This window comes from Nibricoccus aquaticus (assembly GCF_002310495.1).
Classification (GTDB): domain Bacteria; phylum Verrucomicrobiota; class Verrucomicrobiia; order Opitutales; family Opitutaceae; genus Nibricoccus; species Nibricoccus aquaticus.
Map to the genome: position 1 here is coordinate 147,363 of NZ_CP023344.1, position 15,616 is coordinate 162,978.

General features: G+C 59.5%; 12 protein-coding genes. 4 read left to right on the top strand and 8 right to left on the bottom strand.

Annotated features, from left to right (window positions below):
* Positions 1-185: 185 nt before the first annotated feature.
* Positions 186-1,664, top strand: coding sequence for a cysteine--tRNA ligase (gene cysS, locus CMV30_RS00645; protein ID WP_096054233.1), 1,479 nt, complete (start codon positions 186-188; stop codon positions 1,662-1,664).
* Positions 1,665-1,762: 98 nt separating this feature from the next.
* Here the strand turns inward: cysS and CMV30_RS19180 are convergent, their stop codons facing one another.
* On the bottom strand, positions 1,763-2,353 hold the full coding sequence (locus CMV30_RS19180; RefSeq protein ID WP_138223055.1) for a hypothetical protein: 591 nt from the start codon (positions 2,351-2,353) through the stop codon (positions 1,763-1,765).
* A gap of 168 nt (positions 2,354-2,521) precedes the next feature.
* Between CMV30_RS19180 and CMV30_RS00650 the strand changes: the two genes are divergently transcribed.
* Positions 2,522-2,776 (top strand): hypothetical protein, encoded by a 255-nt coding sequence (locus CMV30_RS00650; protein ID WP_096054234.1) that lies wholly within the window; start codon positions 2,522-2,524, stop codon positions 2,774-2,776.
* Positions 2,777-2,888: 112 nt separating this feature from the next.
* Here CMV30_RS00650 and CMV30_RS00655 read toward each other — a convergent pair whose 3' ends face one another.
* Together CMV30_RS00655 and CMV30_RS00660 are read right to left on the bottom strand one after the other, a co-directional pair.
* The gene (locus CMV30_RS00655; RefSeq protein ID WP_096054235.1) at positions 2,889-4,472 is read right to left on the bottom strand and encodes a hypothetical protein; all 1,584 of its coding nucleotides are present in this window, start codon (positions 4,470-4,472) and stop codon (positions 2,889-2,891) included.
* Positions 4,472-7,033, bottom strand: a complete 2,562-nt coding sequence (locus CMV30_RS00660) for a zinc metalloprotease (RefSeq protein ID WP_138223056.1) — start codon at positions 7,031-7,033, stop codon at positions 4,472-4,474. The genes CMV30_RS00655 and CMV30_RS00660 overlap by 1 nt, the downstream gene beginning before the upstream one ends.
* 277 nt (positions 7,034-7,310) lie before the next feature.
* On the opposite strand from CMV30_RS00660, the gene thrS reads away from it, so the two are divergent.
* Complete coding sequence (gene thrS / locus CMV30_RS00665; RefSeq protein WP_096054237.1) at positions 7,311-9,257, top strand: threonine--tRNA ligase; 1,947 nt, start codon at positions 7,311-7,313, stop codon at positions 9,255-9,257.
* Between the two features lie 176 nt (positions 9,258-9,433).
* Here thrS and tsaA read toward each other — a convergent pair whose 3' ends face one another.
* From tsaA to CMV30_RS00690, 5 genes are all read right to left on the bottom strand, one after another.
* Entirely contained in the window at positions 9,434-10,129 is a 696-nt protein-coding gene (gene tsaA / locus CMV30_RS00670; protein ID WP_096054238.1) for a tRNA (N6-threonylcarbamoyladenosine(37)-N6)-methyltransferase TrmO, read from the bottom strand.
* A 156-nt stretch (positions 10,130-10,285) separates the two neighbouring features.
* The gene (locus CMV30_RS00675) at positions 10,286-10,624 is read right to left on the bottom strand and encodes a P-II family nitrogen regulator (RefSeq protein WP_096054239.1); all 339 of its coding nucleotides are present in this window, start codon (positions 10,622-10,624) and stop codon (positions 10,286-10,288) included.
* Positions 10,625-10,647: 23 nt separating this feature from the next.
* On the bottom strand, positions 10,648-12,087 hold the full coding sequence (locus CMV30_RS00680) for an ammonium transporter (RefSeq protein WP_096057538.1): 1,440 nt from the start codon (positions 12,085-12,087) through the stop codon (positions 10,648-10,650).
* A gap of 212 nt (positions 12,088-12,299) precedes the next feature.
* Complete coding sequence (locus tag CMV30_RS00685; RefSeq protein WP_096054240.1) at positions 12,300-12,638, bottom strand: P-II family nitrogen regulator; 339 nt, start codon at positions 12,636-12,638, stop codon at positions 12,300-12,302.
* Between the two features lie 115 nt (positions 12,639-12,753).
* Positions 12,754-14,091: an ammonium transporter gene (locus tag CMV30_RS00690; protein ID WP_096057539.1), complete on the bottom strand. Its 1,338-nt coding sequence runs from the start codon at positions 14,089-14,091 to the stop codon at positions 12,754-12,756.
* Between the two features lie 228 nt (positions 14,092-14,319).
* Between CMV30_RS00690 and CMV30_RS00695 the strand changes: the two genes are divergently transcribed.
* Positions 14,320-15,615 carry a sodium:proton antiporter gene (locus CMV30_RS00695; protein ID WP_096057540.1) on the top strand — a complete coding sequence of 432 codons (1,296 nt, stop codon included), beginning with the start codon at positions 14,320-14,322 and terminating at the stop codon, positions 15,613-15,615.
* The last annotated feature ends 1 nt before the right edge of the window (position 15,616 follow it).

The window sequence follows — 15,616 nt, forward strand, 5'->3', positions numbered from 1 at the left end:
CCAAATTGTTTTTAATGCGCTCCCCTTCTCCGCTACCTGGGAGCGCCGGTCGGCTTTCCATCTCAGCGTCTCCAATCCTGTTCATCCTCTTAATCCTGTCCAAACTCCGTCCATCCCACCCTCTTCACCCGCGCGCTTGAGCCTTTCCTCCTCCGCGCTTTTCGTTCTGCTTCGTCCCTCCGCTCATGCCGATCACGCTCCACGACTCGCTGACCCGCCAGCCCAAGGTTCTCGCCCCCTCGCACGCCGACGGCGTCTTCCGCTTCTATAACTGCGGCCCGACTGTCTACGCCCCCGCCCACATCGGCAATTTCCGCACCTTCGTCGTCAACGACGTCCTCCGCCGCCTCCTCGAACTCGAGTTCGGCCCCGATAAAGTGAAACACGTCCGCAACCTCACCGACGTCGACGACAAGACCATCCGCCGCGCCCGCGAAGAAAACCGCCCGCTCGCCGAAGTCACCAAACAGTGGACCGACAAATTCCACGCCGACTGCGACGCCCTCAACTGCCTCCGCCCCCACGTCGAACCCGCCGCCACCGACCCGCGCTACATGCGCGAGCAGGTAAACATGATCGAGGTCTTGATGGAGAAAGGAAACGCCTACCGCGCCGCCGACGGCTCCGTGTATTTCAAAGTGTCCTCATTCGAGGGCTACGGCGCGCTCTCCCGCGTCAAGGAGCGCGAACTCCAGCTCGGCTCCGCCCTCGCCGGAAAATCGCAGGCCGCCGACGCCGACGAAAAAGAAGACATGTCCGACTTCGCGCTCTGGAAAGCCTGGAAAGCCGAAGACGGCCCCAACAAATGGCCCGGCCCGCGCGGCGCCAGCGAAGGCCGCCCCGGCTGGCACATCGAGTGCAGCGCCATGAGCAAAGCCATCCTCGGCGACACCATCGACCTCCACACCGGCGGCGTCGACCTGCTCTTCCCCCACCACGAAAACGAAATCGCCCAAAGCCAGTGCTGCAACGGCACGACCTTCGCGAACCACTGGTACCACAGCGAACACCTCCTCGTTGACGGCAAGAAGATGAGCAAATCGCTCGGCAACCTCTACACCCTCGACGACCTCAAAGCCAAAGGCGTGAGCCCCATGGCCCTCCGCTACGCCCTCCTCGCCGGCCACCCGCGCAAACAACTCAACTTCACCCTCGATCAACTCCACGCCGCCGAAAGCGCTCTAACAAGATTAGGTAAGTTTCGTTCAGTTCTTTCGCGAGCAGCTCGCGACGCCACTCCTCAACCCGTACCCAACGATTTCGGTTTTGTACTAGATGCGCTCAGAGACGACTTAAACACACCTTCAGCGTTGGGCGTTCTATTCAAAATCATCAATGATGGTGCCGATCTTGAAGCGGCGCATGCAGCATCCTACCTGCAATCATTCGATCTAATTTTAAGAGTGCTAGGGTTGTCTTTGCTGGAAGGTAACGCCGTTCCAGCCTCGGCATACGGAGCATCATTTTCGGCTTCTTACGCCAATGCCACAGCAGTGAAAGCCGCAGCCCCCGCCGAAGTCACCGCCCTCGCCGAAAAACGCTGGGCCGCCAAAGCCGCCAAAGACTTCAAAGCCGCCGACGCCCTCCGCGCCGAAATCACCGCCACCGGCTGGACCATGCTCGACCGCAAAGACGGCTACTCGCTCGAGCCTGTGAAAAAATAACGGAATTCACCCGAGCCAATCCCGCCACCGCCAATAAACGGTAGCGACAGGTCGTATGAGGCAGTTTCCCGTATAAAACACGGGGTTCTTCGAGACTCTCAAGCGCCCGATTGAAGCTTCCACTTGATCTCCAGTCCAGACACTGAGCGGCCCTGCTTCATGGTAGCTGCATATACTTGCGGCCATCCGCGTCGGCCCTTTTCGCGAATTTCATTTATTTGTTCCGGTGTACGCTTCGATACAATAGCCTTCACTGGAGATGCATCGCTAACAGTGTCGGGATACAAAATCGTCCACCACCAGACAAACGATGCCTCTAAATCGGTCGGCTCAAGTCCAAGATCTTTAATGCCGAAAACCGTCGCAAACAACCAATGCTCGGCGAGTCTCGGCTCAAAATCTAACACTGCATCTGGATCTCCCTTTCGATCCGCGTGCTTGGTAAAGCTGTATGGCTTCCTTAAAAATGTGGCTACGCTGTTCCTGTGCTCTGGTTTGATTACTTCACTGCCGAAGAAAACAGAGGTTTTTCCAGCATGCTCCAACAGATCATGGACAACTTGATGAGCAGCGCTGGCAAGGACGTACACAATGAGCGGATCGCCATGCTCGAAATATAGTTCAAGGGCATGCTTAAGCTGACGTCTGGCGGCTTCGATCTTAGTAATTTTTTCCGGCGTAGAACTCATTCTTCAACAGTAGTCTTTTTGACTGCAGTCGCCAAGCTGATGCGGGGTCATAGTCTATGACTTTTCGGTTAGCATCACTGTTAGCTATCAACTTCAGCTCGTTGCCGAATTCCCTCCGATTTCACGATGACTTCATGCCGACTTCATCTACTCGAGCGAACCTGAGCCATGACATCCTCACCTCGTCAAACCAACGTCGCCGGCTCCGGCCTTTCAGCCCAAGCCTTGAAGCGGATCAAGCTCACCGCCTTTTCCGTCTGCCTGCTCATGATAGCTGGTATCGTCGGCTTGATGATCCTCGCCTCTCGAAAAGACGAAGACATCGCCGGCATCGTCGCACCTGCTTTGTTAGTGGTGATTGTTTCCGGCATCACTGCCGTCGTGGCAGCCATCGCACAAAAACGCGCAGCGAAAAATCACTAGAGCCCTTCAAACTAAACGATGGCATCCGTTGGAGGGACGACCTCCGTGTCGTCCATGGCCGGCACAAAACCGACCTCCTCACCCGATTCAGAGTGCGACTTCTAGCGAGCGACTACTCTTCGCCCACTAACTGCACCGCGTCGACCTCCTGCCAGCTTGCGACGGCGTCGATATCGAGCGTCACGCGCACAGTGGCGACGCGATAAGCCGTGCGTGGCACGCGCACGCTGAACCACGCGATCGCATTGAGCGCACCCGGCGGACGCGCCGGGTCGATACCGCTCCACCAGAGATGCGTGCCGCCATCCGTATCGATCGCTTCTATCTTCACGACGGCACCGGGATTGTAGCTCTGCCGCACACGAACCTCAGTGGCGTGCACCGGCTTCGAATAGGTGAGTTCGATCCACTGCAACCCTTTCGCCGAGCTGCCCGGGCACCACGCCGACGTATTGTCGCCGCCCTCAGCCACGTTCGGAGCACCCATGGCCTGCATAGCCGCATAACCCGGCGAGCCATATTCAGAACTCGCTTTCGCCCCCGTCGCCCATTGGCCGCGAGACTCTGAACGAATGGATGCCTCCGCCAGATCCGCGGGCGGAACGATGACGCCGGTTTCCACGGAGGCGTACGAAGCAAGCTCAGCCTTCGCTGCCTGCGGGGTGGTCGAAGCAATCACAGATGATGGAGCTGTCGGTGCGTTTCCGACACTCACGGGTTTAGAAGCGGTTGAACCCGGAACCGTGATTTTTTCTGCCGTTGAACTCGCGCTGTTCGTGACCGCAGTCGGAGCAGGCGACGTCGCGTTTGCTGCAGATGCCGCAGTTGGCGCGACTGCTGGTGAGATCGCAGAAGCCGTCGCCAATTCCCGAGACCGAAACACCGACTCAGGCGGGCGCGACCAGGCAGGAATCGCGCTCGCGTCACCTCCACCCACAGCCGACGAAACAGTCGCGTCATCCGGCGCATCCAGGCGTCGGCGCAATTCATACAACGTCACTGACGGCTCCACACCCTCGATACTCGCAGCGAGCGCCTGCGCGCGAACCAGACACGCCTTTGCCGAAACGGGATCACTTGCACTCAGGCATAACAAACCGCGAAATGTCAGCAGATCGATATTGTCCGCATTCGCCGTCAGCACCGCATCCACGCGTAGCGCCGCAGCCTCAGGACGACCACCAAGCACATCATCGTACGCGAGCGCGAGCACGCGCTCCATGGGATCTTGCGCCGTCGCTGCGGGCAAAATTTCCAGTGCGAGCGGTTCAGGTGTAGGTGCACCGCTCCAGCGCACGCGCAGCGAATATTTCCCAGGAGCTAGTTTCTCCGTCGTAGCCGCCGGTATCCACCAAAGCCCGCTCACCGGATTTTCCGCGGTCGCGGTGATCTGTTTTTGTCCACCGGCGCCGTTTGCCTGCGCGGCGACTGCGCTGCCTCCAGCATCAGGCGAAAGCTCAACTGACACATCCCTCCGCCAATCGTCGCCGCGCGCCACAATAGAGACAGGCTCGTTGCTGTTTTCCGCCGGTGCGATTTCGACACCGATGCGAAGCGGCTGGCCTGCGATCACTTGTGCGCGTCCGGCGCCGATTAGCCACGCGTTGATTTGCGCCGTTCCAGCACGCGCAGTCGTCATGCCCGCCGCTATGACAGCGAGTCCGATCAGCAAAAGACGTTGGAAGCGCGCGGTCATCAGTGTGGAGGGATGGCGTCGTTGGGGCAGACCTGCGACAGGCAGTTTCCGTTGCCGCCCGAAGCGTCGCCGAAACGCGGTTGCGGTTGATGACCCGCGTCGTTCGCACCGGTGCCAACAGGGCTCTGGCAAAGCAGATTGCCCACGTGATTCTGGCCACCGCGCACCACATAATACGTGTCGGTCTTGCCCGCGACCGGATAAGCGTTCGCGAAATAGTACCGCATCAGACACGACTCGTGACCGGAGTCCGCCTGCCCGAGTTTGCCGATCGTCACAGAGCGCGAGAATCCGGGAAATTTTCCTTTTTCGCGGAATGCCTCGAACCCGGCTTCGGTCATGCCACGAGCCACATCGTCATAAACCGCCGACTCGCGCCAATACTCCGCCGACTTTCCATAATGGGAAAAGCGCGAGGCGCGTTCTCCTGCATCAGCCGACGGCGGATGAGCCGCGCGGTGCGCACGTTCCGCGGCCAAGGCGCGTTCAAACGCCGGAGCCATCTCCTCGGCGATATCCCGTCCGGTGTCTTCCCAGAGCAGCGTGATCGTGCGGCCACGATCGAGACTGTAAGGCTTGCCGCTAGAGGGCAGGCGCAGATCGAAATCGGAGATGAAAGGCGAACGCGTGCAAAAGCGCACATGGTGCGTCGGGTTGTTGGGATCGCTCGCCGCCTGAAAATAGAACTCGTTCACATCCTCGCCTTCACCGTGATGCTCGACGCCGACCGCGTGGAGCAGTTCATGAGCGATACCACGCGCGTAGGCCTGCCGCGCATCGGCGTCGCTGAGATTGTACCGGCCCACGCTGCGGCCCGCGGAAAAAATTCCGTCCGTCACGCCGGGCATCTCGACCGTGATGTTCTGAACGTCTTTCGGCCGCCAGCGCTGTCCCGCACCGACACCCTTAATCGCGTGCGTGCGCCCGCCCGAGCTGCCCGTGCCCTCGGCGTTAAACATCACCACGCAGTGCTGATCGACACGATGCGGAGCGTCGCGGTGATTCAGGTTCATCACGCGCGACAGATTGAATTCCTGATCCGTCTGCCGGTGCTGCACGCGAATCTGCGTCACGCTGCTAAATAGCGCGATTCCCGCCTCCGCCGGACGACCGATGTAGTTGCGCACAAAAAAATCCTTCCGCTTCGGATCGCCTTCGTAGTGTTTCCCACCGATCGCCCAGCCTCGATATTCTTCGTAAAGCGTGAAGCCGTCGCCATTCAGCGGCTGGCCCGCGACTTTCTCTTCGTCGTCGCCGGCAGAGAGCGCTTTAACGCCGTGCGCGTCACGCCAGCTCTGCGCCACCCAGTCACCCGCTGCGCGTTTCGGTAGACGCACGGCAGGATCGGCTGCGCCCTTCAACTTGCCGATGAGTTCACGCCCGTCCTCGAGTTCGCACACGACGAGCAACTCACTGCGTCCGCCAAAATCATACGACTCCACCGCGATGTCCGCATACGGACTGCCTTTGTCGTCGCGCGGCGGATTTTTCAGCTCTCCCTTTTGTCCTTGGTCGCTAATCTTCGCGCCGACGCCGGTGAACGGTTGCGCCGTTCGAAAACCTGGAGCCGCCGTCAGCTTCAAATCGTACTCGCTGTCCCTCGCGCCCACAGGCCAGTTCAGGCAGACGCCCGGCTCGCGTGAGGTGCCGACCAGCTCGAAGCGAAATTTCTTCACGTCGGGAATCGATTTTCCCGAGCCGCTCTTGCGCACAAGCCGCGCGCGAAACGCGAGCCCGTTGCCCGATTTGTCCGTCTGCGCGATCGATCCTTCCGGCCGCCACGTGTCGTAACCCGACGCCTCGATCTCAACCTCCAGATCGTCGTAAACTGGATACATGATCACCTGGGTCTTCGATCGCGATGCCGCCCTGCCCCAAGCGTAGCCGCCCTTTTGCTCGTAGTTATAGACGACCACGCCGGGACCGCCGCGGAAGGGCCCCCAAATGCCTGGTTCGTCGCTCAAGGTTCCCCAGGTGATCGGATGGAAAGTCGTGGCCCGGTCGATCGTCGTATAGCGCGTCTCGTATTTGCTGCTGCTGAGATTCACCTCGCCGACGGCGCGGCCGGTGATGCGCGTCTGCACGTAGTCTTTTTCTTCGATGATCCCCGAGTGGAGAAACGCGTGCGACTTATCGATCCAGAGAGTCAGTTCGATCCCTCTCATCGGCCAGGTGCCGGAGACGTCCATTCCTTCTTCGCTGCCAAAGCCTCGCGGATTCCAAGTCGAGTCGCGATACCTCAACGATCCGGCGGCTTTCCCATCGCCCTTCCAGACGATCACCCCGCGCTCGGGAAATGATCCTTCGCGATCCGCCTCCAACCGAAAGGTCCCAGAGGTCGCACCTTCCTGCGTGTAGGTGTATTTATTCCAATCGCCGCCGCTCTCCACGCCGTAGGATTCGTAAGTGAAACGCCCTTCCCACGACGCTATTCCGGCGAACTTCCGCGACAGCTCCTGCTGTGCGGGACTCAGCGTACTTTTTTCCTCATCGTCTTCGGCTCGAAGCTCCGTCGAAGACAGCAGCGCCGCCGTCATCAGCATCCAAAAGGTCGCAGCCAATCGCCAGTCCCGCGTACGTCCTTCAAACGTCCGGTCCTGCCGATCATGTGTTGGCAGCAACCTACGCAGACTCAGCATCGCGCGAGCATCCGATCCGCGTTTTCGACGACAAGCCGGAAGTGGTCAATCGAACTGCTCAAGAAGTCAGTCAACCTCAGCTGGACCTGCCCTTCCTCGCCTAAAATGCCGTCTTTACGTCTTGGCCTCCCCGCGATTCTCCCCTCTGTTCTTCTCTCCGGCCCTGCAACCGTACGCAGGACCACAACCAACTCCTCCCATGTCGATGACTCCGCTCGAAGAACTCCGCCACTCCGGTTCGCACATCCTCGCGACCGCCGTCCTTCGCCTCTTTCCAGACGCGAAACTAGACATCGGACCTCCGACCGACACCGGTTTCTACTACGACATCGACCTCGAGCACAAATTCACGGCCGACGACCTCATCAAGCTAGAAGCCGAAATGAAAAAAATCGCCGAGGAAAATCAGCCGTTCCTCCGCAAGGAAGTTTCCCGCGAAGAAGCCATCGAGATCATCAAGTCCCGCGGCCAGGAACGCTACAAACTCGGCCGTCTCGCCGACATTCCCGAAGGCGAAAAAATCTCCTTCTACCAGAACGGCGAGTTCATGGACCTCTGCGCCGGCACGCACCTCCGCTACACGGCGAAATTCAAAGCCTTCAAACTCCTCTCCATCGCGGGCGCCTATCACCGCGGCGACGAGAAAAACAAACAGCTCCAGCGCATCTACGGCACCGCGTTTCCGACCAAGGAAGAACTCGCGCAATACCTCGAGCGCCAGGAACAGGCCAAGGCCCGCGACCACCGCAAACTCGGCCGCGAGCTGAAGCTCTTCCACATCGACGAAGACGTCGGCCAGGGCCTCATCCTCTGGACGCCCAACGGCTCCATCATCCGCCAGGAGTTGCAGGACTTCATCGGCGGCGAGCTCCGCAAACAGGGTTACTCCCAAGTCTTCACGCCGCACATCGGCAAACTCTCGCTCTACAAAACCTCGGGCCACTTCCCCTACTACAAGGAGTCGCAGTTCCCCGCGTTCGCCGAGCCCGACGCCCTCGCAAAAATGTCGGCCGACGGCTGCGGCTGCGCCGAACTCACTGCGCGCCTCGAAGCCGTTTCCTCGCAATTCGCCGACCAGCTCAACACCCGCGTCGGCAAAGAAATGATCGGCCAGGATCGCGTGATGGACGCCACCAAGCTCCTCGACGGCTTCATGCTGAAGCCGATGAACTGCCCGCATCACATCAAGATCTTCGCGTCGCAGCCGCACAGCTACCGCGATCTCCCCGTCCGCCTCGCTGAGTTCGGCACCGTTTACCGCTGGGAACAATCCGGCGAGCTCAACGGCATGACCCGCGTCCGCGGCTTCACGCAGGACGACGCCCACCTCTTCTGCACCGAGGAACAAGTCTCCGCCGAAATTCAAGGCTGTCTCTCGCTCGTGAAAACCGTCCTCACCACGCTCGGCATGGCCGACTACCGCGTGCGCGTCGGCCTGCGCGATCCAGATTCCAACAAATACACCGGCACCGCCGAAAACTGGGACAAAGCCGAGAACGCCTGCCGCGAAGCCGCGAAAACCCTCGGCGTTCCTTTCACCGAAGAGCCCGGCGAAGCCGCGTTTTACGGCCCGAAGATCGACTTCGTCATCAAAGACGTCATCGGCCGTGAATGGCAGCTCGGCACCGTACAGGTCGACTACAACCTCCCCGTCCGCTTCGACCTCTCCTACATCGGCGCCGACAACACCGCGCACCGCCCCGTGATGATCCACCGCGCGCCCTTCGGCTCGATGGAGCGTTTCTGCGGCGTCTTGATCGAGCACTTCAACGGCGACTTCCCCGTCTGGCTCGCGCCCGAGCAAATCCGCCTCGTGCCGATCAGCGAGAAAGTCATCGACTACGGCCGCGACCTCCTCGCCCAACTCCGCGCCGCCGGTCTCCGCGCCACGCTCGACGAACACAGCGACAAACTCGGCGCCAAAATCCGCCGCGGCGAAATCGACAAGGTTCCGTACACGCTCGTCCTCGGCCAGAAAGAAGCCGAAGTGAAATCCGTGAGCGTCCGCAGCCGCGCGAAAGGCGACGAAGGCGTCATGCCCTTCGCCGACTATCTCGAACGCGTGAAACAGGAAGTCGCCACCCGCGCCCTCCCCGTGAAGAAGCCCGCGGCTCCAGCAACGTTGGCCACTCCGGCCAAGCCGTAAGCGCCCGCGCATCGCTTCCCTCTCTCAAGGTCGCCCGTTCACACGGGCGGCCTTTTTATTTTCAAACTCAGATAATAGAACCACAGAACCACAGAGACACAGAGGGCACAGAGAAAGACCGAATGCTTCACTCCGTCTCTATTCTCTGTGCCCTCTGTGTCTCTGTGCTTAAAAATTCAGATTTTTCGAATTTCTAAAACCTCCCGCACACCGCCTTCGCCCATGCGCCAGCGTACATTCCAGCCCGCAATCGCCAGACCATAATCCCGGGGCTGCTTTTCCAAATCGACATAAGCAGGCGCGAGTTCGAGTCGCAGCACCTCCCGAAGTAATTGCGTCGTCTCTTCTCCCAACAGCTCCGCGAATTCCGCCGCGATGATCACCTGCGTCGCTTCACTGATCGGCGGCGGTGAGTTCGCCCAATCCGCCCGCGCCTCCGGCAACGCCTCACACCACGGCAGATACGGCTTCACGTCATACACCGGCGTCCCGTCCACGCAGTCGATCCCGGCCACGCGCAGCACACCCGGCTCGATCGCTACGATTTTCACCAGCGAAAGCCCGAGCCCGTTCGGCCGGTTCGGTGCCCGGGAAGCAAATACGCCGACTTTCTCATTCCCACCCAATCTCGGCGGGCGTACGACCGCGCTGCCACTCCACGGAGGATTTTTGTGAAACCCGGTGACCAACCACACATGCGAAAACGCCTCCAGCCCGCGCATGAATTCCGGCGCGGCAAACTCCGGCAAAAACTCCACGCGCCCTTCCGCCGCCGGCACCAACCCGCTCTGCCTCGGCACGCCAAACTTCTCCGCAAACGGAGTCCGTACAAACGCGACTGGACGAAGAAGGGTTTCGAGGGCTGCGGCCATGCGGTTACTTTTCCAGCCACCGGGAAACCACGTCGATGTGATTCTCAACGCCACAATCAAACGCCTTCAATCACCCAGCCATCCGCCGACAAAAAGGCCGGTCCCTTTCGGAACCGGCCGGCCGCGTGTGCGGAGTCGAAATGATTCAATCCAGACTTAGACCGCCGCGTCGCCGCGCTCGTCGGTGCGAATGCGGATGGCTTCCTCGATCGGAACCACGAAGACCTTGCCGTCACCGATCTTGCCGGTCTTGGCCGCCTTCACGATCGCATCGATGGTCTTCGGCACGAGGTCGTCAGCGACGACGATCTCGAGCTTCACCTTCGGAAGAAAGTCCACCGTGTACTCGCTGCCGCGGTAAATTTCGGTGTGGCCCTTCTGGCGGCCGAAGCCCTTGACCTCGGTTACCGTCATGCCTTCGACGCCGATTTCGGAGAGAGCGGTTTTCACCTCTTCGAGTTTGAACGGCTTGATCACTGCAATGATGAGTTTCATGTGAATTGGTTTCTAGAATACGGTTAGTTGACGTAACCCTCTTCGCCGTGCTCGTTGATGTCGAGCCCCTGGCGTTCGGTTTCAGGCGAAGGACGCAGGCCGATGACGGCTTTGACGATGAAGGCGATGATCGCCGTGGCGACCACACTCCAGACGATCGTCAGGCCGATCGCCTTGAACTGGGACATCAGGAGACCTTCCTTGAGAGGACCGACCACCGAGTTGATTTTTTCGTCGGCAAACACGCCGGTGAGGATTGCACCGAGGGTGCCGCCCACGCCGTGGACGCCGAACGTGTCGAGCGCGTCGTCGTAACCGAGCTTATTCTTCAAGTAAGCGACTGCGAGATACGGGATGATACCGGCAAGCACGCCGATGATGACCGCGGAGGAGACACTCACAAAACCAGCGCAAGGAGTGATCACCACCAGACCGGCGACGATACCCGAGCAAAAACCGAGAACCGACGCATGACCACGAGTGATCCATTCAGTCATGGCCCAGACAAAGCCACCGACAGCGGCGGCAATCGTCGTGGTGGCGAATGCGTTCGATGCGATCGCGTCAGCGCCGAGCGCGGAACCGGCGTTAAAGCCGTACCACCCCACCCAGAGCATGCCGGTGCCGACCATACAGAGCACCATCGAGTGCGGCGCCATCTTCTCTTTGCCGTAGCCGATACGTGGCCCAAGGATGATACAGAGAACAAGCGCAGACCAGCCGGAGGTCATGTGGACCACCGTGCCACCAGCGAAGTCGATCGCCTTGATCGTGGCGTTCGCATTGAGGATGCCGCTCATGAATCCAGTCGTGGACCAGACCATGTGGGCGAAGGGGAAATAAACCACGAACATCCAGATCGCGACGAATGCGAGTACCGCGAGGAACTTCATGCGCTCGGCGATCGCGCCGACGATCAGCGCCGGCGTGATGATGGCGAACGAGAGCTGGAACATCGCCCACATCGTATCGCTGATCCACCAGTAACCCGCGCCGGTCGCGCCAGGGTTCACGCCGTTCAGGAAAGCGTACGCGCCATCACCGATGAACGCGTTGCCGGCGCCGAACGCCAGGCTGTAACCGATCGCCCACCACAAGATGGTGACGAGCCCCGCGATGCCCATGCACTGCGCGAGCACGGAGAGGACGTTCTTCTTGCGAACCAGACCGCCGTAGAAAAGAGCGAGGCCGGGCATCGTCATGAAGATGACCAGCGCCGTGCTCACCATCTGCCACGCGTTGTGGCCGGGGCCCGGGCCAGGGATCTTAGAGGCCACGTCGGGCGTGCGGGCCGCGTTGTTAAAGTAGGCTTCGATGTCAGCGACGCGCTGTTCGAGCGTCGGTTCAGGCAGTGCCGCAGGGGCGGCGGCCGGTTCGGTTTGGGCCCAGGCGCTCACTGCGGTGAAACACGCAAGAAAGAGCCAGGCGGCTAGACGGGTAGGTTTAAGCAAGGATCGAATCATGACGGAAACGATTTTAGCAGCATTGATGCCATGAGGTATTTTCATGCTAGTTTGTGCGAAAATTTCGTTACGGGCACGTCCGTCCCCTCAAACACACTGCCTGGCATCCCTCTCCTACGCGCCCCCCAGCCATGCTACCTCAATAAAAAGCCGGCCCCATGGACAGGAGCCGGCTTTGCGAAAACGGAGCCGTGAGGATTATTAAATCCGGCTCAGACCGCCGAGTCGCCACGCTCGTCGGTGCGGATGCGCACCGCTTCTTCGAGAGCAACCACGAAGACTTTGCCGTCTCCGATTTTGCCCGTCTTAGCGGACTTCACGATCGTGTCCACAGTCTTGGCCACGATGTCGTCGTTGACGACGATCTCGAGTTTCACCTTGGGAAGAAAATCCACGGTGTACTCGCTGCCACGGTAAATCTCGGTGTGGCCCTTCTGGCGGCCAAAGCCTTTGACCTCGGTGACGGTCATGCCCTCGATGCCGATCTCGGCGAGCGCTTCCTTCACTTCCTCGAGTTTGAACGGCTTGATAATGGCGATGATGAGTTTCATGCGGAGATAATTTTGAGGGTTCGTAGAGTGATTATATTTCCCAGAAGGCCGGTGCAAGTCTGCTGACGGGCACCGGCCTCACGAGTAGAGTTTGGCAATAGTTCGAGTAGGGAAGTTATTTGTGAGCGGGCGTGAAGTCGGGATACGCCTCGTTGCCATGCTCGCCGACATCGAGACCCTCGATCTCCTCTTCGGCGCTGACCCGCAGACCCATGACGATCTTGATCACGTAGAAGGACACGAAACAGAAGATAAACGTGAACGCCCCGATGGCGACGATACCCTTAAGCTGCGACATCAGCTGGGCACCGCCAGCGAGCTTTCCAAAGAGACCGACTGCCAGTGTGCCCCAGATGCCGTTCACCAGATGGACCGACGTGGCACCGACAGGATCGTCGAGCTTGATTTTGTCGAAGAAGAAAACCGAGAACACCACGAGTATGCCACCGATCAACCCGATGATGATCGCTTCATTCGGCCCCATTTGATCGGCACCGGCGGTGATGGCCACCAGACCGGCGAGGATGCCGTTAAGCGCCATGGAAACGTCAGGCTTTTTCTGGAGCAACCACGACGTCAGCGTCGATGACACACCACCAGCTGCCGCAGCCAGCGAGGTCGTCACCAGCACCAGCGAAACTGCGCCAGGGTTCGCGGACAGCACCGAGCCACCATTAAAGCCGAACCAGCCCAGCCAGAGGATGAACACACCGATCGTCGCGAGCGGGATCGAGTGACCGAGGATCGGAAGCACTTTGCCCTCTTTGTTATATTTGCCGATGCGCGGCCCGAGGATGATGATGCCCGCCAGCGCACCCCAGCCACCCACCGAGTGTACTAGAGTCGAACCTGCGAAATCGTAGAACGGCGTCGCCATCGTGTTCAGCCAGCCGTTGCCCCATTTCCACATGCCCGTGATCGGATAGGAAATCGTCACGATCAAAACCGTGAACACCATGAACGAGCTCAGCTTGATACGCTCGGCCACCGCGCCAGAAACGATCGTCGCCGCTGTCGCCGCAAACATCGCCTGGTAAAGGAAGTCCGTCCAGTACGTGTAACCGGCATTGTAAACATTAGTGAGACTCGCGACCTCGTCCGTGACGCCGATCCCGACCCCGGCAAAACCGAACCATTTCCCGGCATAATCAGCGCCTGGGTACATCAGATTAAAGCCGATAAACGCGTACGTCAGGATGCCGATGCACGGCACGATCGTATTTTTGAACATGATGTTGGCTGTGTTCTTCGAGCGCGTGAGCCCCGACTCTACACAGGCGAAGCCCAGGTTCATGAAAAAAACCAAGGACGCCGCCACCATCATCCACACGTTATTGACCGTGAAGAGCGTGTACTCTGGGGACGCCTGAAAGGCGGCCACATCGGCGTATTTGGGCGCATCTTGCGCGACGAGGGGTGCGACGACCGCAAGCGCCGCGAGTGCGCCTGCCATTTTGAGGAGCCCGGACGAGGGCTGGAACCTTAGCTTCATAGTATCTTTCAGGTGTTGTGGGTTGGCGTATGCGGAAGAAGCCGGGCGCTAATGCCGGGCGCGGACAAAAAGCACAGTGTATGCCAAAGGCAGGTCGTCCTTATAAACCTCCGATCAGCATTCTATTGGTTCGCCGGACTCTAAGCATAAGCGCTGCATCGGGACGTCGATTTGAACCCTGTCGTCACCATGCCTGCTCATCTAGCGGAAATCCCTCCCCTGCTCATCATTCCCTTCGGTCTGCTGCTGCTGCTGATCGCTGTCATGCCGCTCTCTCCGGACAGAGTGAAACACTGGTGGGAACATCGCTACGCTTACGTCGCAGTCGGCCTCGGTCTCCTTGTTGCCGCCTACTATGTTTTCAAAATCCCCGACGGCGGCCACACCGTGCTCCACACCCTTCACGAGTACATTTCATTCATCGCCTTGATCGGCTCCCTCTTTGTCGTTGCCGGCGGGATACATCTCAACGTCAAGGGCAGCGCCACTCCGCTCGAAAATGCCGTCTTCCTTTTCGCGGGCGCCATCCTCGCCAACTTTGTCGGTACCACCGGCGCTTCGATGGTTCTCATCCGTCCGTTCATCCGCATGAACAAGGTCCGGGTCAGCTCGTACCACATCGTTTTCTTCATCTTCATAGTCTCAAACGTTGGTGGCGCCCTCACGCCCATCGGTGACCCGCCGCTTTTTCTCGGTTATCTCAGAGGAGTTCCGTTCTTCTGGCTGCTCGAGCGCGCAGTGCTTCCCTGGCTCTTCACCGTCGGCGCGATTCTCGCCGCCTTTTTCGTCATCGACCGCCGCTGCTACAACAAAATCCCTCGCTCGCTTCAGACCCAGGCGGCCCAGCCCGAACAATGGCGTTTCGATGGCTCGATCAATGTTCTCTTCCTTGCCTTGATTATCGGCGCTGTATTCCTGCCCGAGCGCTGGTTTCTGCGTGAAATCGTCATGCTCGCCGCCGCCGTCGCCTCCTACCGTCTGACCCCTCGCCTCATTCACGAAGAAAACAAATTCACCTTCGGCCCGATTAAAGAGGTCGGCTTCCTGTTCATCGGCATTTTCATGACCATGATGCCGGCACTCGGCTACTTGGAACTCCACGGTGCGGGCTTCGGCATCACCCAGCCGCTGCACTACTACTTCGCCACAGGCTCTCTCTCCGCCGTCCTCGACAACGCCCCGACCTACCTGAACTTCCTTAAACTCGCTCAGGTCAGCACCGCCACCAGTGGAGTCGTGGATGACACCCCCGCCGCCATGCAGGCATTTCTAGCCGCACATCCGTCACTGGTTATCGCCGTCAGCCTTGGCGCGGTCTTCTTCGGCGCGATGACCTATATCGGCAACGGTCCAAACTTCATGGTCAAATCCATCGCCGAGTCAGCAGGCGTCAAAGTCCCATCCTTCTTCGGCTACATCCTCCGCTACAGCCTGCCCGTATTGCTGCCTATTCTGATCCTGACCGCGGCTATTTTCCTGCGATAAC